Source organism: Streptomyces bambusae (assembly GCF_019400985.1).
Classification (GTDB): domain Bacteria; phylum Actinomycetota; class Actinomycetes; order Streptomycetales; family Streptomycetaceae; genus Streptomyces; species Streptomyces bambusae_A.
This window is the reverse complement of sequence record NZ_WTFF01000133.1, coordinates 1-19,718: the sequence shown is the minus strand read 5'-3', so window position 1 is coordinate 19,718 and position 19,718 is coordinate 1. Positions and strand designations below refer to the sequence as shown.

Genomic DNA, 19,718 nt, shown 5'->3' with positions numbered 1-19,718 from the left:
GTGCGGCGGCGCCGCCGGCCGGGGCCGCGGAGGCGGCCGCGGCGGGCGCCGGGCCGGAACCTTCCTGCGGGCGGCGCGGTGCGCCGATGGTGGGCTGCTCAGCCTCCCGGCTGTGCCCCTCGGCCGTGGCCGTGTCCTGTGCCGTCGTGTGCTCCGTGCCGGCGGACGGTACGTCGTCCGCGCCCCGCTGCCGTGGCGAGGAGGCCTGCAGGGCCATCCCCCCGGTCGTGCGGAACAGTTCGTCGGCTCCGGGCAGACTCACTCGGCGTGACACCGGGCGAGCACCTCCCTGGCGAGCTGGCGATAGGCGGCGGCGCCGACGGAGTTGGAGGCGTACGTGGTGATGGGCTCGCCGGCGACCGTGGTCTCGGGGAAGCGCACCGTACGGCCGATGACGGTGTGGTAGACGTGGTCGTCGAAGGCCTCGACCACGCGCGCGAGCACCTCGCGGCTGTGCACCGTGCGGGAGTCGTACATGGTGGCGAGGATGCCGTCGAGCTCCAGCTCGGGGTTGAGCCGCTCCTGGACCTTCTCGATGGTCTCCGTGAGGAGGGCGACGCCGCGCAGCGCGAAGAACTCGCATTCCAGCGGCACGATGACCTTGTGAGCGGCCGTCAGGGCGTTCACGGTCAGCAGGCCCAGCGAGGGCTGGCAGTCGATCACGATGTAGTCGTAGTCGTTCATCAGCGGCTTCAGGGCGCGCTGGAGGGTGGACTCGCGCGCGACCTCGCTGACCAACTGCACTTCGGCGGCGGACAGGTCGATGTTGCTGGGCAGCAGGTCCATGTTGGGGACCGCCGTCTTCAGCAGCACCTCGTCGGCCGACATGCCCCGCTCCATGAGCAGGTTGTAGACCGTCAGGTCGAGTTCCATCGGGTTCACGCCGAGGCCGACCGAGAGGGCTCCCTGCGGGTCGAAGTCGACGAGCAGCACCCTGCGTCCGTACTCGGCGAGCGCGGCACCCAGGTTGATGGTCGACGTGGTCTTGCCGACGCCGCCCTTCTGGTTGCACATCGCGATGATCTTCGCCGGACCGTGGTCGGTCAGCGGACCCGGGATCGGGAAGTACGGCAGCGGCCGTCCGGTCGGGCCGATCCGCTCGCGGCGCTGTCTCGCAGCGTCGGGCGCGAGGGTGGCCGCGTACTCGGGGTCGGGCTCGTACTCGGCGTCGGGGTCGTAGAAATGTCCGTCGGGCATCTCGTCGTAGTCGGCGAAACCGGTGGGCTCACGGCCGCTCAGGTCGCCGGTCGTGGAGTTCACGTCTAGGCCGTCCATGCTCTTTTGGGGCGTCGTCATGTGCTGGTGGTTTGCGAAGGTGCGTACTGCGACGGAGCCGACAGCCTCGAGCCCGGCAGAACCCTGGCTGCGCGAAGGCCCCCCTGCTTGACCACCCCCAGGAGCAAATGTCGACTCATTCACAAGTCGTCTTACCTCCTCGGACGTGACCAGGACACTTATCGATAGGTCAGCGTGGCACCATGCCGACGGTTGGCGACTCTATGGCGTGTCACCGCTCCGCAGCAACACAATCCACCGGACCCGGCACGATGTGTCGGCAACCGAACACCACTCTGTCAAGGGCGTACGGGCCGTCACTGCGAAGTTTCACGGGTGCGCGAAACGGTTAAAGGGTTACGTTCGAGGCGAGTTGAACGGGATCGCCGGCTCGCCCGCAGACGCGTCCGGCCGGACCTTGCGGGCAAGGTCCGGCCGGATACGTGAGATTGACGTCAGTCGTTGACGGAATCCGCCGACGAGCCGTCCGATCAGCCGAGCAGCGAGGCGAGCTCGACCGACTGCAGGCCGTGGGCCTCGGCGACCGGGCCGTAAACGACCTGGCCGTCATGGGTGTTGAGGCCCAGCGCGAGGGCGGGGTCACGGCGCAGCGCCTCGACCCAGCCGAGGTTCGCGAGCTGCACGATGTAGGGCAGCGTGGCGTTGGTCAGCGCGTAGGTGGAGGTGTTCGGCACCGCGCCCGGCATGTTGGCGACGCAGTAGAAGACCGAGTTGTGGACCTGGAAGGTCGGCTCGGCGTGGGTGGTCGGACGGGAGTCCTCGAAGCAGCCGCCCTGGTCGATGGCAATGTCGACAAGGACACTTCCGGGCTTCATCTTGGCGACGAGCTCGTTGGTGACCAGCTTCGGGGCCTTCGCACCCGGGATCAGTACGGCGCCGATGACGAGGTCGGCCTCGACGACGGCCTTCTCCAGCTCGAAGGCGTTGGAGACGATCGTCTTGACCTTCGTGCCGAAGATCTTGTCGGCCTCGCGGAGCTTGTTGATGTCGCGGTCGAGCAGGGTCACGTGGAAGCCCATGCCGATGGCGATCTGGACGGCGTTCCAGCCGGAGACGCCGCCGCCGATGACCACGCACTCGCCGGCGTGGGTGCCGGGGACACCGCCGGGCAGGACGCCGCGGCCGCCGGCCGAGCGCATCAGGTGGTAGGCGCCGACCTGCGGGGCCAGCCGGCCCGCGACCTCGGACATCGGGGCCAGCAGCGGCAGCGCGCGGTTGGCGAGCTCGACCGTCTCGTACGCGATGGCGGTGGTGCCGGACTCCAGCAGGGCGTCCGTGCACTCGCGGGAGGCCGCCAGGTGCAGGTAGGTGAAGAGCGTCTGGTCCTTGCGGAGGCGGTGGTACTCCTCGGCGATGGGCTCCTTGACCTTCAGCAGCAGGTCGGCGGTGGCCCACACCTCGTCGGCGGTGCCGAGGATCTCGGCGCCGGCGGCGACGTACTCGTCGTCCGTGATCGAGGAGCCGACACCGGCGTTCTGCTCGATGAAGACCTGGTGGCCGTTGCGGACGAGCTCGTGGACACCGGCGGGGGTGATGGCCACGCGGAACTCGTTGTTCTTGACCTCGCGGGGGATGCCGACCTTCATCGTCGATCACGGTCCTTGGCTCAGGGGATTTTACGGGGCAATGCCATACATACCCGCTCACAGGGGTGCGCAACGGGATGCACCACGAGATGACGTGGCAGAGCCAGTTTAATGAAGGATGAACCCCTGTCTAGCCTTGCAAACAAATAATCTCAGTCGGATCCACTGCGGATTTCGTAGGTAACAGGGTCGTCTCCGAGCAGCCGATCGGCCGCGGTCCGGTGCAACCGGGCCGCGGCGGGGTCGCCGAGCCGGTCGAGGGTGTCGGCCAGCCGCACCTGGAGTGCGGCCTGAAGCCGCAGGTCCCCGGCCTGCCGCGCCAGCCCGATCGCCTCGCGGCAGGTGTGCAGCGCCTCCTCGGGCCGGCCCGCGTACTCCTGCACGCGCGCCATCTCGCTGAGCGCCTTTGCCTGCCCGGGGACGTCGGCCAGCTTGCGGTGGCCGGCCGCGGCCGCCCGCCAGCTGCGCAGTGCCTCCCCGTACCGCCCGGCGAGGGTGTGCACGTTGCCGAGCCGCCCGTACAGCCTCGCCTCGTCCGCTCGCTCCCCCCTCGCGAGCGCCTGGGACAGCGCTCGACCGAACCAGTCGGCGGCCCGGTGACAGTCCCCGAGCTCCTGGTGGGCGCCTCCTACGGATTCCATCGCGCGGCCGGTCGCGTACGGGTCGTTCGCCGCCCGGCCGGCGTCCAGCGCGGCCCGGTAGCGCTCCAGGGCCTCGGTGGTCCGGCCGGTCTCGGCGTCCAGGTCGGCCAGGTTCAGCAGCGCCGCGGCCCGTTCCCGGTGCAGTGCCCGCCGCTCGGCCACGTCCAGCACCAGCCGGTGCAGCCCGTACAGCTCGGGCGCGGCGGGGCCGGTGCCCCGGTGCTCGGCCAGCGCCCGGACCAGGGCCGCGATCAGCCGGCGGGCCAGGGTGTCCAGCTCGCCGTCGGCGACGGCCAGGTGCGCGGCCGCGGTCAGCGCGGGCAGCCGGGTGTCCAGCCAGCTCGCGGCGGCCCGGCGGTCGGCGAACCGCAGGGCGCGGGGCAGTCCTTCGAACCGGTCGCGGACGGGGTCGTGGTCGACCTCGGCCATGGCCCGGCACGAGTGCAGCAGCCGGACGGTCCGCTCCAGCATCCGGGCCCGGGCCAGCTGCACCTCGGCCGGCCGCTCCTGGGTCTCCAGCAGGGCCCGTACGAGTGGGGCCAGGCAGCCGGGCAGCAGGAAGAGGCCGCCCTCGGCGGGCCGCAGCAGGCCGAGCGCGGCGAAGTCCTCCAGCGTGGCCTGCGCTCCGGCGACGGAGGAGCCGGCGAGGGCGGAGGCGGTGTGCGAGTCGACCAGGCCGGTGGGGGCCAGCGGCAGCAGGCGCAGGGTCCGCTGGGCGGGCTGCGGCAGGGAGTCGTAGACGAGGCGGAAGGCCCGGCCGACCGGTCCCCCGCCGCGGGAGGGCAGGTCGTGCAGCTGCTTGGCCAGGTCCGTGACGGTGGCCTTGGGCCGGGCGGCGAGCCAGCCGCCGGCCAGGGCCAGGGCGGCGGGCTGGTGGCCGCACTCCTCGGCGAGGTCCTCGGCGGCGCGCGGGTCGACGGCGACGCGGAGGTCGCCGATGCGCTGGGTGAGCATCTCGACCGCCGAGGGGGTGTCCAGTCCGCCCAGGGTGCAGGGGCGCACGTCGGGGATGCCGGTGAGCGGGCCCTGCGCGGTGACCACGGCCAGGCACTCGGGGTTGTCCGGGAGCAGGGCGTCCACCTGGTAGACGTCGGCGGCGTCGTCGAGCAGGAGGATCGCCGGGCGGTCGGCGAGCGTCTCGCGCAGGACCGCGCCGAGCTCGTCCTCGCCGGCGCCGGGCGGGGTGGTCCGGCCCAGCTGCTGCAGCAGGGCGCGCATGACCGCTTCGGTGCCGGCGGGCTCCCCGCCGGGCATGGTCAGCCGGGCCCGGAACACGCCGGCGGGGTAGTCGCCGGCGACCTCGCGGACGAGTTCCTCGGCGAGCGCGGTACGCCCGGAGCCGGGCCGCCCGGCGATGAGCAGCACGCGGGCGCGGGGAGCCTTTGCCTTGCGGCCGGAGAGGGTGTCGAGCCCGGTCCGTGCGATGTCCTCGCGCAGCTCCTTGAGCTCACGCCGCCGCCCGACGAAATCCGCCACGGATCCGCTCCTTCCCTGCGTTCGGGGAACTGAGCGTAATTCACCCTGTGCAACGGGCTGCGGGGAGCGCGGCGGGCAGATCGCCCGATCGGATCAGCAGATCGTCACACTGGCAGTGCAGGGGGCGCCGACTCGCCGGCGCCCGCGGGCCGGTCCCCCGTCCCGCCTCCCGCTACGCCTGGTAAGGGCGGGCCGGCCAGGGCGCCAGGGCCGGGCGCAGGGTGTCGGGGCCGCCGGCGGCCAGCGCCGCGGAGAGGGCCAGGACACCGGTCACCAGGCCGGGGTTGTGCAGCTCGCCGGCCAGGACGTCGCGGACGAGGTCGCCGAGCGGGACCCGGGCCAGCTCCATGTCGGCCTCCTCGTCGGAGACCTCGTAGCGCTCGCCCTCGGCCTCCGACAGGCCGCGCGCCAGGAAGATCCGGACCGCCTCGTCGGAGCCGCCGGGCGAGGCGAAGAAGTCGGCCAGCACCCGCCAGTCCTCCGCCTTGACGTGCGCCTCCTCGTACAGTTCGCGCCGGGCGGCCAGCAGCGGGTTCTCACCGGGTACGTCGAGCAGCCCGGCCGGCAGCTCCCACAGCCGGTGGCGGACCGGGTGGCGGTACTGGCGCAGCACCAGCACGCGGCCCTGCTCGTCCAGCGCGAGCACGCACACCGAGCCCGGGTGCACCTGGAAGTCGCGGCGGGCCACCGACCCGTCGGGCATCCGCACCTCCTCCGAGGCGACGGCCGTCTTCGCCCCGCGGAAGGGGCGCTGGGCCGAGACGACCTCCCAGGACTCCGACGTATCCCTGATGTCCACCATGACCCGAACCCTCCCGAAGACGTGCGACAGCCGGGGTACCTCTGCGTGTACCCCGGCTGCCTACGTTATGCGGTGCGCGTGCCTTACCCGGCGTTCTGCTGCCGCTCCACGGCGGCCTTCACCAGGCCGGCGAACAGCGGGTGCGGGCGGGTCGGGCGGGAGCGCAGCTCCGGGTGGGCCTGGGTGGCCACCAGGTAGGGGTGCACCTCGCGCGGGTACTCGACGTACTCGACCAGCTTGTTGTCCGGGGAGGTGCCGGAGAAGACGAGGCCCGCCTTCTTCTCCAGCTCGCTGCGGTAGGCGTTGTTGACCTCGTAGCGGTGGCGGTGGCGCTCGTCGACGTACGCGTCGCCGTAGACCTCGCGGACGATGGAGCCCTCGGCCAGCTTGGCCGTGTACATGCCCAGGCGCATGGTGCCGCCCAGGTCGCCCGCGCCCTCGACGTAGGCGAGCTGCTCCTCCATGGTCGAGATGACCGGGTGGGCGGTGGAGGGGTCGAACTCGGTGGAGTTGGCGTCCTCGATGCCGGCCAGGTTGCGGGCGGCCTCGATCACCACGCACTGCAGGCCCAGGCACAGGCCCAGCAGCGGGATCTTGTTCTCGCGGGCGTAGGTGATCGCGCCGACCTTGCCGGTCACGCCGCGGTCGCCGAAGCCGCCCGGGACGCAGATCGCGTCCACGTCGCCCAGCTGCGCCGCCGCGCCCGAGGCGGTCTTGCAGTCGTCGGAGGTGACCCACTTGATCTTGACGCGGGCCTTGTTGGCGAAGCCGCCGGCGCGCAGCGCCTCGGTCACCGACAGGTAGGCGTCGGGCAGGTCGATGTACTTGCCGACGAGCGCGACCGTGACCTCGTGGTCGGGGTTGTGGACCCGGTCCAGCAGGTCCTCCCAGACCGTCCAGTCCACGTCGCGGAACGGCAGGTCGAGCTTGCGTACGACGTACGCGTCCAGGCCCTCGGTGTGCAGCACCTTGGGGATGTCGTAGATCGACTTGGCGTCGATGGCGGCGACCACCGCGGCGTCGTCGACGTCGCACATCAGCGAGATCTTGCGCTTGATGGAGGTCGGCACCTCGCGGTCGGCGCGCAGCACGATCGCGTCGGGCTGGATGCCGATGTTGCGCAGCGCGGCGACGGAGTGCTGGGTCGGCTTGGTCTTCAGCTCGCCGGAGGGGCCGATGTAGGGCAGCAGCGAGATGTGCACGACGAAGACGTTGTCGCGGCCGACCTCGTGGCGGACCTGGCGGACGGTCTCCAGGAACGGCAGCGACTCGATGTCGCCGACGGTGCCGCCGACCTCGGTGATGACGACGTCTACGTCCTCGGTCGCCATGCGCCGGATGCGGTGCTTGATCTCGTTGGTGATGTGCGGGATGACCTGCACGGTGTCGCCCAGGTACTCGCCGCGGCGCTCCTTGGCGATGACCGTGGAGTAGACCTGGCCGGTGGTGACGTTGGCCGAGCCGTCGAGGTCGACGTCGAGGAAGCGCTCGTAGTGGCCGATGTCCAGGTCGGTCTCGGCGCCGTCGTTGGTGACGAACACCTCGCCGTGCTGGAACGGGTTCATCGTGCCGGGGTCGACGTTGAGGTACGGGTCGAGCTTCTGCATCGTGACCCGCAGGCCGCGCGCCTTGAGCAGCGCACCCAGGCTGGAGGCCGTCAGGCCCTTGCCGAGGGACGAAGCGACACCTCCGGTGACGAAGATGTGCTTGGTCGTCATGGCTGCGTTGTTTCGAAAAGCAGCGGGCGGCATCGCCAAAGGGGGGCTCCCGTGGTCGCGAGGTGAGGTGCGTCCGGCGATCTCTCCCGTTTCCGGGGGTGCCGAAGCTGCGGTTTCGGGGCCCCTGATTCGCACAGGCGGACTCCCGGTCCACGGGGTACCAGCCTATCAGCGACCGACGGGGTCCGCCTCCGGCCACGCCTGCCGCCGACGTCAGGGGGGTGCTGGCCATACCGTTGGTCACACCAACCGTCGCCACCCTTTTGGCCGAGCCTCATTGTTCCAAGACTTAAGGAGATCACTAGGGTGCCGACATATCCTGCTCGGATATCGCTCCACATCGCCGCCCGAGCAGTCTGGTAATCCGGTGAGACGGCAGCACCCCGCCGCGTTTCGGACCATCAGGTGCTCGCGTGGGGGACCCTAGGACCGCGCGACAGCGCAATGCAAGCGCCCTTCGGGGCGGACGTGGCCGTTCGACTGGAGATGCAACGTGTCCGGGCGCATCGAGGATTACGCACTGATCGGGGACATGCAGGCCGCCGCACTGGTCTGCCGGGACGGCTCGGTGGACTGGCTGTGTCTGCCCCGTTTCGACTCCCATGCCGTCTTCGCAGCAATTCTCGGCACCGAGGAACACGGCTTCTGGCGCATCGGGCCCGCCTACGCGCCCGGCAGCGAGCCCCCGCGCGCCGCCCGCCGCCACTACCGCGGCGACTCCCTGGTGCTGGAGTCGGAGTTCGACACCCCGCGCGGCACGGTCCGCGTCATCGACTTCATGCCGCCCCGCGAGGCGCACGCCCCGCAGCTCGTCCGCATCGTGGAAGGCGTCAGCGGACGGGTGCCGATGCGCTCGGCGCTGCGCATGCGCTTCAGCTACGGCCGCGTGGTGCCCTGGGTGCACAAGGTCGACGGCCGGACCGTCGCCGTGGCCGGCCCGGACTCGGTCTGGCTGGACACCGACGCGCAGACGTACGGCAAGGACCTGACGACGTACGCCGACTTCACCGTCGCCCCCGGTGACCGGATCGCCTTCTGCATCTCCTGGCAGCCCTCCCACAAGGAGCCCCCGGAGCAGCCGGACGCCGAGTCCGCGCTGGAGGCCACCTCCGAGTTCTGGCGCGAGTGGGTCGAGCAGTGCACGTACCACGGCCCCTACCGGGAGGCCGTCATCCGCTCGCTGATCACGCTCAAGGCCCTGACGTACGGGCCCACCGGCGGCATCGTCGCCGCGCCCACCACCTCCCTGCCGGAGGAGATCGGCGGCGTGCGGAACTGGGACTACCGCTACACCTGGCTGCGCGACGCCGCGATCACCCTCTCCTCGCTGCTGCGCACCGGCTACCGCGAGGAGGCGCGCGCCTGGCGCGAGTGGCTGCTGCGCGCGGTCGCCGGCGACCCGGAGAACCTGCAGATCATGTACGGCATCGCCGGCGAGCGCGAGCTCGGCGAGACCGAGCTGGACTGGCTGCCCGGCTACGAGAACTCCCAGCCGGTCCGGGTCGGCAACGGCGCCGCCCACCAGCTCCAGCTCGACGTGTACGGCGAGGTCACCGAGGCCCTGCACCTGGGCCACATGACGGGACTGGCCCGCAACGACTACGCCTCCCTGCTCCAGCTCAAGCTGATCCGCTACCTGGAGGCCCACTGGGACCAGCCCGACGAGGGCATCTGGGAGGTGCGCGGCCCGCGCCGGCACTTCGTGCACTCGAAGGTGATGGCGTGGGTGGCCGTGGACCGCACGATCAAGCTGATCGAGAGCGGGGACGCGGACGGCCCGCTGGAGCGCTGGCGCGAGCTGCGCGACGAGATCCACCGGGACGTGTGCGAGAAGGGCTACGACAAGGAGCGCAACACCTTCACCCAGTCCTACGGGTCGAAGGAGCTGGACGCCTCGCTGCTGCTGATCCCGCAGGTGGGCTTCCTGCCGCCCGACGACAAGCGGGTCATCGGCACGGTCGAGGCCATCCAGCGCGAGCTGTCCACTCCCGACGGGTTCATCCTGCGCTATCCGACGGCCGGTGAGGAGGCGGGCGTGGACGGCCTGGAGGGCGACGAGGGCGCCTTCCTCGCGTGCTCGTTCTGGATGGCCGACGACCTGGCGATGATCGGCCGGGTCGACGAGGCGCGCCGGCTCTTCGAGCGGCTGCTGGCCCTGCGCAACGACCTCGGGCTGCTGGCGGAGGAGTGGGATCCGCGGCTCCAGCGCCAGGTGGGCAACTTCCCGCAGGCCTTCAGCCACGTTCCGCTGATCGACACGGCCCTGCGGCTGACGGCGAGCGGCGCGTACGGCGGCTGATTAGCCTGGAGGGGTCCTACGCCCTTCCGCCGTGGAGGGTGCCTTCCCGGAAGGGGGCGCCATGGCCCTTTCGAAGGCGGGCGCGGCCCTGGCCGCGCTCCGCGAGGATCTCGCCGGTGACGTCTTCGCCCCCGGGGACGCGGGGTACGACGGGGCGCGGGTCGTCTTCAACGCCATGATCGACCGGCGTCCGGCCGTGATCGCGCAGGTGGAGGGCGAGGCGGACGTGGTCACCGCCGTGCGGTTCGCCCGGGAGCTGGACCTGCCCGTCGCCGTCCGCGGCGGCGGGCACAGCGTGTCGGGCTCGGCGCTGGGCGACGGCGCGGTCGTGGTGGACCTGCGCCGGATGCACGAGGTGACGGTCCATCCGGCGGCCAAGGCCGTACGGATCGGCGGCGGGGCCACCATGAGCCACCTGGACCGTGCCTGCCAGCCGTACGGGCTGGCCACCACCGGGGGCCGGGCCTCGACCACGGGCGTGGGCGGGTTCGTACTGGGCGGCGGCACGGGCTGGCTGGACCGCTGTTGCGGCCTGGCCGTGGACAACCTGCTGGGCGTGGACCTCGTCACCGCCGACGGGGAGACGGTCACGGCCACTGCCGAGGACCGTCCCGAGCTGTTCTGGGCCCTGCACGGCGGCGGCGGGAACTTCGGCGTCGCCACCGCGATCACGCTGCGCCTGCACGACCTGCCGGCCATGTCCATCGCGTTCCTGCTGTACCTGCCGGAGCACGGCCCGGAGGTGGTGCGGACGTACCGGGAGGTGATCGAGGGCGGCCCGGTGGAGGCGAGCGGGGCCGTGATCTACCTGAGCGGGCCGCCGGACGACGAGTTCGTACCGCCGCACCTCGTGGGACGGCTGGTGTGCGCGATGCTGCTGACCTACGCGGGCCCGCAGGAGCGGATGCGGAAGCTGGCCCAGCCGCTGCTGGCGATCCCGCACGAGGCCGAGATGGTCACCGGCATCGAGTACGCCGACCTCCAGTGCATGCTCGACGACCCGCCGGGCCTGCGGAACTACTGGTCGGCGGAGTACCTGACCGGGATCCCGGACGCGTTCGTGGACGTGTTCTGCGCCCGCGCGGAATCGATGCCGGTGCCGTCGGGCACCCAGCACCTGGTGTGGCCGCAGGGCGGCGCCATCGCGGAGGCCCCCGGCGACTACCCCATCCCGTTCCGGGACTCCACGTGGGCGGTGCACCCGTTCGCGATGTGGGAGGACGCGGCGGACGACGAGCGGGCCCGGCAGTGGGTCAAGGACGTCCGCGCCGATGTCCGGCCCTGGTCCACCGGCGCGGTGTACCTCAACTTCACCGGGGACGAGGGCCGGGACCGGGTGGTCGCGGGCCTGGGCGCGGACAACATGCGACGCCTGGGCGAGGTGAAGCGGCGCTACGACCCGGACAACGTCTTCCGCTTCAACCACAACATCAAGCCGCTGTGAGCGTCCCGTCAGGGCACGTCATGTCGGGGCGCGTCACGTCAAGGCGTCACGTCAGGGCGGCGATCACCTCCTGGGCCGCCCGCTCGCCCTCGGTGGCGCCGCCCTCCATGAAGCCCTGGAAGTCGTAGCTGGTGTGCTCGCCGCCGATGTGGATGTTGCCCTGGGCGGTGCCCTCGTACCCGGCGTAGCGGTGCAGGTAGCCGGTGGGCCAGTACGAGTAGGCGCCCAGGCTGTAGGGGTTGCGGTGCCAGGCGGACAGCTGGGCGCGCCCGTTCCAGACGGCCCCGGTGCCGGGGAAGAAGGCGTCGATCCCGCTGAGCATCCGGCCGGCGAGGGCGCGCACGTACGGGTCGGACTCGGTGGCGAAGGGGGTCGCCGGGGTGAGCGCGGCGGCCAGGCTGCCGCCGCCGTACTGCAGGAGGATGCCCCCGCTGCCGGGCTGGATCTTGGTGGTGTCCCAGGTCTGCTGGACCTCGGTGCCGGTGAAGCAGTCACCGGCGCTGACGCCGGGCCAGGGGCCGGTGCCGCGCCAGGGGCGGGCGGTGAACTGCATGTTGAGCTTGGTGCAGTGGCCCATCCGAGCGTCGCGCAGCAAGTTGCGCATGAGCGGGTCGAAGCCGGCGGCCGAGGTGTCGATGCGCTGGAGGACCGGCAGCGGCAGGCACAGGACCGTGTGGTCGGCGACGACCGTGCGGACCGCGCCGGAGTCGGTGAAGGTCAGCGTCTGGGTGCCGTCGGCGTTCGCGCGTACGGCGGTCAGCTCGCGGCCCATGACGATCGTGCCGGCGGGCAGGGCCGCGGCGACGGCGTTGGGCAGTCGGTCGTTGCCGCCGACGATGTGGTAGCGCTCGTTGGACAGGCCCCAGACGTTGAAGTGGCCCGGGTTGGTCTGGTAGCCCATCAGCAGGACCAGGGCGAGGGCGGACTGCCGGTCGGTGTCGGCCCCGTACTCGACGTTGTAGGCGACGTCGATGAACTGCCCGAGCCGGGAGGAGTGGCCGCCGGGGACGCGGGTCTCGATCCATTCGTACAGCGTCATGTCGTCGAGGGCGGTGCCGGCGGGGGTGCTGCTGTTCCAGGTGACCTCGCCCGCCTCGGACAGGTCGCGGTGCAGCGCCTGGTAGACGGCCTTGAAGTCCTCGTCGGCCTGGTGGCGGGGGTAGTAGCGGCCGTCGAACCAGAGGACCTCCTCGGCGCCCGACGGGCCCCCGCCGAGGAAGTCCTCGACCGGCAGGCCGAAGCGGCGGCACAGGGACAGGATCTTCTTGTGGCTGGTGTCGATCAGCTCCCCGCCGATCTCCGAGGTCTGCCCGTACGCCCAGTGGGAGCGCTGGGTCCACATGCGGCCGCCGACGCGGCCCGGGTGCGCTGCGCCGAGCTGGACCGGCTGTCCCGGCAGGCGGAGACGGAGCTGCGCGCCCTCGGGCCGCTGCGCCAGGAGTACGAGCGGGTCGCGCGGATGGCCGCCCTCACCGCCGGCACCTCCGCCGACAACGAACGCAAGATGCGGCTGGAGGCGTACGTGCTGGCCGCCCGCCTGGAACAGGTGGCCGCCGCCGCGACCGTACGGCTGCTGCGCATGTCCGGCGGCCGCTACACCCTGGTCCACTCCGACGCGAAGGCCGGCGGGCGCGGGCGCTCCGGGCTCGGGCTGCACGTGGTGGACGCGTGGACGGGCAGCGAGCGGGACACCGCCACCCTGTCCGGCGGCGAGACGTTCTTCGCCTCGCTCGCCCTCGCGCTGGGCCTCGCCGACGTGGTCACCGACGAGGCCGGCGGGACGCGGCTGGACACCCTCTTCATCGACGAGGGCTTCGGCAGCCTGGACGACCAGGCCCTCGACGAGGTGCTCGACGTCCTCGACTCGCTGCGGGAACGCGACCGCAGCGTCGGCATCGTCAGCCATGTCGCGGACCTGCGCACGCGGGTGCAGGCGCAGCTGGAGGTGGTCAAACAGCGCGGCGGCTCCGTCGTACGCCACCGCACCGCGGGCCTCAGGGACTGAGGGGGCGGGGCGCGGCAGCGGGACGAGTGGACAGGGCGCGCAGGCGGCCCACTTCCCGGTCCGACAGGTGATACGCCGGGGAGAGCGCCTTCCCGAGCAAGATCGTCAGCCCTAGATTGCTGCCCATGACGACGACACAGCACCCTGCCTCCGCCCCTGCTACCTCCGCCAACCCGGTCCTGCGGGTCCCGCCGGCCCCTCCCGCCGCGGCCGCCGCCTACTTCGCCGCGAGCCTCGCCTTCCACGCGGACGTGTCCGATGTCGCCGCCGCCTTCAAGGCACACCGCGAGCAGGGCGCCGAGCTGGGCTTCCAGCTGGTCGACTCGCGATCGACGCCCTCCTGGGACCAGGCCCACGTGCCCGGGGCGGTCCACCTGCCCACCGCGCTCGTCCCCGAGCAGGCCGAGAAGCTCCTGGACAAGAACGTCCCGGTGGTCACCTACTGCTGGGGCCCCGGCTGCAACGGCGGCGCCCGCTCCGCCCTGGCCCTCGCCGAGCTGGGCTTCCAGGTCAAGGAGATGCTCGGCGGCATCGAGTACTGGATCCGGGAGGGCTTCGAGGTCGAGACCTGGCAGGGCCCGGCCCGGCGGACCGAGGCGGACCCGCTGACCGCGCCCACCGACTCGGACGACTGCGGCTGCTGAGGGTCCGGCGGGGCCGCTGGGGCCGCTGGGGTTGCGTCGGGAGCGGGCCGGCGCGGCCCGCGCCCCTACGGGTTCGGCGGGGCGCTGGGGACGCGGCCGGGCCGCTCGCCCCGCGGGGGGAGGCGAGCGGCCCGGCCGGGCGTCCGCGGCGCCGGCGTCAGAGCTTGGACAGCTCGTCCACCAGGTCGTCCAGGCCCAGCGAGCCCTGCGACAGCGCGGCCATGTGCCAGGCCTTCAGGTCGAAGGAATCGCCGTGCGCCGCACGGGCATTGTCCCGGCCCTGCAGCCAGGCGCGCTCGCCCAGCTTGTAGCCGATGGCCTGGCCGGGCATCGACAGGTATCGGGTCAGCTCGCTCTCGACGAAGTCCGCCGGCCGGCCGCTGTGCAGGCCGAAGAACTCCTGCGCCAGCTCCGGCGTCCAGCGCTCACCCGGGTGGAAGGGGGAGTCCGCCGGAATCTCCAGCTCCAGGTGCATGCCGATGTCCACGATCACCCGGGCGGCCCGCATCATCTGGCAGTCCAGGTAGCCAAGCCGCCGCTCGGCGTCCTTGAGGTAGCCCAGCTCGTCCATGAGCCGCTCCGCGTACAGCGCCCAGCCCTCGACGTTGGCGCTGACCATGCCGACCGTGGCCTGGTAGCGGGAGAGCTGGTCGGCCACGTGCGTCCACTGCGCGAGCTGGAGGTGGTGGCCCGGCACGCCCTCGTGGTACCAGGTGGAGACCAGGTCGTAGACCGGGAAACGGGTCTGGCCCATCGTCGGCAGCCAGGTGCGCCCCGGGCGGGAGAAGTCCTCGGACGGACTGGTGTAGTACGGGGCCGCAGCGCCTCCCGGCGGGGCGATCATGGACTCCACCTTCCGCACCCGCTCGGCGAGTTCGAAGTGGGTGCCGTCGAGGTTCTCGATGGCCTCGTCCATGATCCCCTGGAGCCACGCGCGGACCTCGTCCACGCCCTCGATGTGGGTGCCCTGCTCGTCCAGGTGCGCCAGCACCTCCCAGGGTCCCGCCCCGGGCAGGATCCTGCCGGCCTCGGTCTTCATCTCGGCGAGCAGACGGTGGTACTCCGACCAGCCGTAGGCGTACGCCTCGTCCAGGTCCAGGTCGGTGCCGTTGAAGAACCGCGCCCAGCGGGCGTACCGCTCCCGGCCGACGGTCTCCGGCTGCCCGGCCACGGCCGGGGCGTACACGTCCCGGACCCAGTCGCGCAGCTCGGCGGTGGCGGCGGTGGCACCGGCCGCGGCCTCGGTGAGCTCGGCCTTCAGCGCCTCGGGGCCCTGCTCCCCGTACCCGGTGAAGAAGCCGGGCTCCTCGTCGTCCTCGCCCGCCCAGGAGGTCAGCTGGCCGATGAAGGTCGCGGTCGCGCGCGGTCCCGCGTACAGACCGCGGTCCAGACCCAGCTGGAGGCACGCGCGGTACCCGGCGAAGGCGGCCGGGACCGCGCGCAGCCGCTCGGCGAGGACGGCCCAGTCCTCGTCCGTCTCGGTCGGTGTGATCGAGAACGCCTCGCGCACGCTGTGCGCGGGGGAGTGGATGTTGCTGACGGCGCGCAGGTGCTCGTCGGCGTCGTGCACGGCGAGTTCGGCGGTCAGCCGTTCCCGCAGCAGCCGGGCGCAGCGCCGCTCGGCGTCGGAGTCCGCACCGGGCAGTTGCTCGGCCGCGTCGAGCCGGGCGAGGGTGGTGCGGGCGAGCTCCGCGACGGTGTGGACACCGGCCGGCGAGAAGTCCGGGAGCTTGCTGTGGCTGGACGAGACACCGAGGTAGGTGCCCATGATCGGGTCGAGCGCGACCAGTTCGTCGACGTAGGCATCGGCGACCTGGCGCGGCAGGCTGCTGCTGTGCGGGGTGTCTGACATGCGGGACATCTTCGTACGCGGAACCCGCCCGCGTCACCACCGTTCGCTCTCAGCCGCCTGACGGACCGTTTCGGCGCGGCTCGCCGGAGGGGACGCCGGGCCCCGCGTGGGGCCGCGTGCGGGGCAGCTCGTACGCCGGCCGGGAGCGGACCGGGCTCGCGTCGAGCCGGGCCGTGATCACCAGCGTGCCTTCCTCGATCAGGTAGTCGAGGGGCAGGCCGAGGCCGCGCATGGCGGCGACCATGCCGGTGTTCGCGGCCCGCGTGACGGCGTAGACGCTGTCGCAGCCCGCCTCGACGGCCAACGCGACCAGCCGGCGCAGCAGCTCCGAGCCGATGCCGCGGCGCTGCCACTCGTCCTCGATGAGCAGCGCGACCTCGGTCTCGTCCCCGTCCCACAGCAGGTGGCCCAGGGCGACGAGCTTGCCGGAGGCGGTGGTGGCGGCCAGCGTACGGCCGAAACGCGGGCTGAGCAGGTGGCCGAGGTAGCGGTCGGCGTCGGCGACCGGACCGTGGTAGCGCAGGCCCAGGGTGCGCGCCGAGCAGCGGTCGTGCATCGCTCGGGCGGCGGCCAGGTCGGCGGAGTCCGCGCGGCGCACGGTGATCTCGTTGCCCTCGGGCAGGGTGAGCACGTCCTGGCTGCGCGGAACGCGCGGACCGAGCCGGGCGTCCAGCTCCACCAGCGCGCGGGCCCGGGCGAACTCGGTCGGCGTGAAGGGCAGGTGGGGCCGCTCGACGGTGATCGCGCCGCCCGAGGGGTCGCGCAGCTTCATCACCGTAGCCTCCAGCACGCCCTCGACGGGGGCGTCGGCGTGGCGGTTGGGGCGGCCGGTGAGGGTGGTCGCGGGCAGCGAGTGGATGGTGCACCGGCCGAGCAGCTGGCGCAGCGCGAGCGGGAGTTCGGCCGCGTCCAGGGCGGTGCGGGTGGCCAGGCCCAGGACCCGGGTGGGGGTGTCCACCAGGTCGTGGGCGTCGGCGCGCTCGATCCAGGTGCTGTGCCCGCCGGCCCGGGCGACCGCGCGGGTCAGGTCGGCCGACGGCAGCGCCTGCGGGGCGCGTACCAGGAACTCGTCGACCGTGCCGCCCTCGGCGAGCGGGTGGGTCTGGAGGGTCAGGATGTCCACGCCGTGCTCGGCGAGGGCCACGCACAGGGCGGCCAGGCTGCCCGGTTCGTCCCGTACGGTCGTCCGCAGCCGCCACAGGGCCGTGGCCCCGGGCGCCGCGGGAGCGGCCGGACGGGACGAACCGGCGGTGGACGGGGCCGCCACCGCGGCCGGCGGCGGCGCATGGCTGTGCCGGCGCGCCCACCAGGTGTGGAACGCGGCGGTGACCAGGAGCGCGACGGCCGAGGCGACGAGCAGGACGGGGCCGCGCGGGCCGTGCACGACGAGGTTGGCGATGCCGTCGGCCACCGCGACGGCGCAGAACAGGGCGGCGAGCTCGACGACGTCGCGGCGCCAGTGGTGGTGGCGGTGCTGGTTGCGGTGGGTGGTGCGGGCGGGGGTCTCCGGGGAGGCGGAGTCACGGTGAGTCATGCACACCACTGTGGCCAAGGGGTGTTGCGTGATCACGAATGACGTGTGACCGCCTGGTTAAGGATCCATCTGGTCGATTTCACCCGGTTTACGGCGGGGGGGCGGGGTCCGTCGGCACCACCGGTCCCGGTCTCTGTACGCCCCCGCACGTCCGTGCACGTCCCTGGGTGTCCGGCCGCTGGGCTTCGGTCGCTGCCGGGTCCTGTCGGGTGCTGTCGGGCCGATGTCCGGTCACTGCCTGTCGGGCCGATGTCCGGTCACTGTCCGACGCGTCCCGGCTGGAGGGTCTGGGTGAAGAGTACGCCGCCTCCCTCGCGGCGCAACCGGACGGTGAGCTCGCCGCTGTCGCCGTCGATGTCCACCTCGCCGTAGTACGGGGGGTTCTCCGCCGGGGACATGTTGGCGACCGGCGCCGACTGGACGTACACCGTCTGCGGCCCGAAGGTGGCGTCGAGCCGGCCGTGCGGGAAGCCGCCGGCGTTGATCGGTCCGGACACGAACTCCCAGAAGGGCTCGAAGTCGCCGAACGCGGCGCGCTCGGGGGCGTAGTGGTTGGCCGCCGTGTAGTGGACGTCCGCGGTGAGCCAGACGGTGCCGGTGATCCGCCGGTGCTTGACGTACCGCAGGAGGTCGGCGATCTGCAGCTCGCGGCCGAGCGGGGCGCCGGGGTCGCCCTGGGCCACGGCCTCGAAGTTCACGGAGCCGTCGGGGATCACGATGCCGAGCGGCATGTCGGCCGCGATCACCTTCCACGTCGCACGGGAGCGGGCCAGCTCGCGCTTGAGCCAGCCCAGCTGCTCGTCGCCCAGGATGCCGACCGGGTCGTCGCTCTGGCGGCCGGGGGAGTTGGCGTTGCGGTGCGTGCGCATGTCCAGCACGAAGACGTCCAGGAGCGGCCCGTGGTGCGCCACGCGGTACATCCGGCCCTCGGTGCGGCCGCCGCGCAGGTCCGTGACCGGGAAGTACTCGGAGAAGGCCTGCCGGGCGCGCGCGGCGAGGACGTCGGCCTCCTTGACGGTGTAGCGGGGGTCGTCGAGGAGCTGGCCGGGGTACCAGTTGTTGCGCACCTCGTGGTCGTCCCACTGGGCGATCACGGGGACCTGGGCGTTGAAGGCCCGCAGGTTCGCGTCGAGCAGGTTGTAGCGGAAGTTGCCGCGGAACTCGGCCAGGGTCTCGGCGACCTTGGCCTTCTCCTCGGTGGTGATGTTGCGCCACACGCTGCCGTCGGGGCGGGGGACGGCGGCCTGGACGGGGCCGTCGGCGTAGACGGTGTCCCCGCTGAAGAGGAAGAAGTCGGGGTCGCGGCGCCGCATCTCCTCGAAGACGCGGTAGCCGCCGCGGTCGGGGTTGATGCCCCAGCCCTGGCCGGCCAGGTCGCCCGACCAGTGGAAGCGGATGCCGGTGCGACGGCCCGCGGGGACGGTGCGGAAGGAGCCGCACACGGGCTCACCGGTGCGGCGCGGGTCGTCCGGGTCGGCGAGCACCACGCGGTAATGGATCTGCCGGCCGGGCGGCAGGGCGTGCAGCGTGGTGGTGCCGGTGAAGTCGGTGGCCGGGCCGAGCAGCGGGCCGGGGTGCCGGCGCACGGCGTAGCGGAACGTTTCGCTGGGGGACGTCTCGACGTACATCCGGGCGGGCCGGTCGGCCCGCGTCCACACGGTGGCCGAGTGCGCGGTGACCTCGCCGGACTGTACGCCCCACGGTGCGGCCGGGCGGCCGGAGCGGGCGAAGGCCGGGGCGGGCAGCGCGGTGGGCACGGCGAGGGCGGCGGACACGACGAGGGAGCCGCGCAGCAGGGACCGGCGGTCGGGGCGGTCGAGGGGCATGGGAGGGCCTCCAGGGACGGGTCGGACCAGTGTGCCGAGGGCACACCGGTCCTCTGCGTCCGCCGCGCGAACCGCTGGTGAACAGCCGTCAGACAGTCGTGCGGGGGGTGGTGCGCGACGCCGTCCGGGGCGTGGTGCGGCCTTCCGCGGGGGCTTGCGCACCGGCTTCCGTACGGGCGGCCGCGGGGGCTTCCGCGCCGGCTTCCGTGCGGGCGACCGCCGGGGCTTCCTCGCCGGCTTCCGTACGGGCGGCCCCGGGGGTGGCGGCCGCCTCCGTGAGGTGTGCCGCCCCGGCCGTGTCGCGGATGACGCGGGCGACGAGGGCGGGGTCGTCGTTCATCGGGACGTGGCCGCAGCCGGGCAGCCGGACGAGGCGGGCGCCGGGCACGGTGCGCTTGGCCCGGACGCCCTGGCGGGGCAGCAGCAGCCGGTCGCGGGAGCCCCAGGCGATGGTCACCGGCAGCCCGGGCACGTCGGCGGTGAACCGTACGGAGGTGCCCGCGGCGAGGGTCTGCGCGAAGCCGGCGGCCTCGCGCAGGGCGAGGGTCTCGGCGACCACGGCCTCGGGCGCGCGGCGGCCAGGACGGGCGTAGAT

13 protein-coding genes and 2 pseudogenes are annotated in these 19,718 nt (G+C 72.6%); 4 read left to right on the top strand and 11 right to left on the bottom strand.

Annotated elements, in window-relative coordinates; all coding sequences use genetic code 11:
• The 6 genes and pseudogenes from GPJ59_RS19345 to GPJ59_RS19320 form a co-directional block, all read right to left on the bottom strand.
• Positions 1 to 217 (bottom strand): annotated as a pseudogene (locus GPJ59_RS19345) (hypothetical protein); the annotation flags it as partial.
• A gap of 41 nt (positions 218 to 258) precedes the next feature.
• The gene (locus tag GPJ59_RS37605; RefSeq protein WP_445271802.1) at positions 259 to 1,296 is read right to left on the bottom strand and encodes a ParA family protein; all 1,038 of its coding nucleotides are present in this window, start codon (positions 1,294 to 1,296) and stop codon (positions 259 to 261) included.
• Positions 1,297 to 1,766: 470 nt separating this feature from the next.
• Positions 1,767 to 2,882: an alanine dehydrogenase gene (gene ald / locus GPJ59_RS19335; RefSeq protein ID WP_219668459.1), complete on the bottom strand. Its 1,116-nt coding sequence runs from the start codon at positions 2,880 to 2,882 to the stop codon at positions 1,767 to 1,769.
• Between the two features lie 152 nt (positions 2,883 to 3,034).
• On the bottom strand, positions 3,035 to 4,999 hold the full coding sequence (locus GPJ59_RS19330; protein WP_308120372.1) for a tetratricopeptide repeat protein: 1,965 nt from the start codon (positions 4,997 to 4,999) through the stop codon (positions 3,035 to 3,037).
• Between the two features lie 172 nt (positions 5,000 to 5,171).
• Positions 5,172 to 5,801: an NUDIX domain-containing protein gene (locus GPJ59_RS19325; RefSeq protein ID WP_258024618.1), complete on the bottom strand. Its 630-nt coding sequence runs from the start codon at positions 5,799 to 5,801 to the stop codon at positions 5,172 to 5,174.
• A gap of 83 nt (positions 5,802 to 5,884) precedes the next feature.
• Complete coding sequence (locus GPJ59_RS19320; protein WP_219668458.1) at positions 5,885 to 7,552, bottom strand: CTP synthase; 1,668 nt, start codon at positions 7,550 to 7,552, stop codon at positions 5,885 to 5,887.
• 499 nt (positions 7,553 to 8,051) lie between these two features.
• Here GPJ59_RS19320 and GPJ59_RS19315 point away from each other — a divergent pair, with 499 nt between their 5' ends.
• Positions 8,052 to 9,818 carry a glycoside hydrolase family 15 protein gene (locus tag GPJ59_RS19315; protein WP_258024619.1) on the top strand — a complete coding sequence of 589 codons (1,767 nt, stop codon included), beginning with the start codon at positions 8,052 to 8,054 and terminating at the stop codon, positions 9,816 to 9,818.
• 61 nt (positions 9,819 to 9,879) lie between these two features.
• Positions 9,880 to 11,262, top strand: coding sequence for an FAD-binding oxidoreductase (locus tag GPJ59_RS19310; RefSeq protein WP_219668456.1), 1,383 nt, complete (start codon positions 9,880 to 9,882; stop codon positions 11,260 to 11,262).
• A gap of 46 nt (positions 11,263 to 11,308) precedes the next feature.
• Here the strand turns inward: GPJ59_RS19310 and GPJ59_RS19305 are convergent, their stop codons facing one another.
• Positions 11,309 to 12,604, bottom strand: a complete 1,296-nt coding sequence (locus GPJ59_RS19305) for a flavin monoamine oxidase family protein (RefSeq protein WP_219668455.1) — start codon at positions 12,602 to 12,604, stop codon at positions 11,309 to 11,311.
• Positions 12,605 to 12,607: 3 nt separating this feature from the next.
• Between GPJ59_RS19305 and GPJ59_RS19300 the strand changes: the two are divergent.
• Positions 12,608 to 13,267: pseudogene (locus GPJ59_RS19300) on the top strand (SbcC/MukB-like Walker B domain-containing protein); the annotation flags it as partial.
• A gap of 125 nt (positions 13,268 to 13,392) precedes the next feature.
• Complete coding sequence (locus tag GPJ59_RS19295; protein WP_219668454.1) at positions 13,393 to 13,911, top strand: rhodanese-like domain-containing protein; 519 nt, start codon at positions 13,393 to 13,395, stop codon at positions 13,909 to 13,911.
• 157 nt (positions 13,912 to 14,068) lie between these two features.
• Here the strand turns inward: GPJ59_RS19295 and GPJ59_RS19290 are convergent, their stop codons facing one another.
• From GPJ59_RS19290 to GPJ59_RS19275, 4 genes are all read right to left on the bottom strand, one after another.
• Positions 14,069 to 15,763: a DUF885 domain-containing protein gene (locus GPJ59_RS19290; protein ID WP_219668453.1), complete on the bottom strand. Its 1,695-nt coding sequence runs from the start codon at positions 15,761 to 15,763 to the stop codon at positions 14,069 to 14,071.
• Positions 15,764 to 15,812: 49 nt separating this feature from the next.
• On the bottom strand, positions 15,813 to 17,297 hold the full coding sequence (locus GPJ59_RS19285) for a GNAT family N-acetyltransferase (RefSeq protein ID WP_219668452.1): 1,485 nt from the start codon (positions 17,295 to 17,297) through the stop codon (positions 15,813 to 15,815).
• 257 nt (positions 17,298 to 17,554) lie between these two features.
• Positions 17,555 to 19,123, bottom strand: coding sequence for an alkaline phosphatase D family protein (locus GPJ59_RS19280; protein WP_219668451.1), 1,569 nt, complete (start codon positions 19,121 to 19,123; stop codon positions 17,555 to 17,557).
• An 88-nt stretch (positions 19,124 to 19,211) separates the two neighbouring features.
• On the bottom strand, positions 19,212 to 19,718 hold a 507-nt coding region (locus tag GPJ59_RS19275; RefSeq protein WP_219668450.1), incomplete at its 5' end, for an alpha/beta fold hydrolase.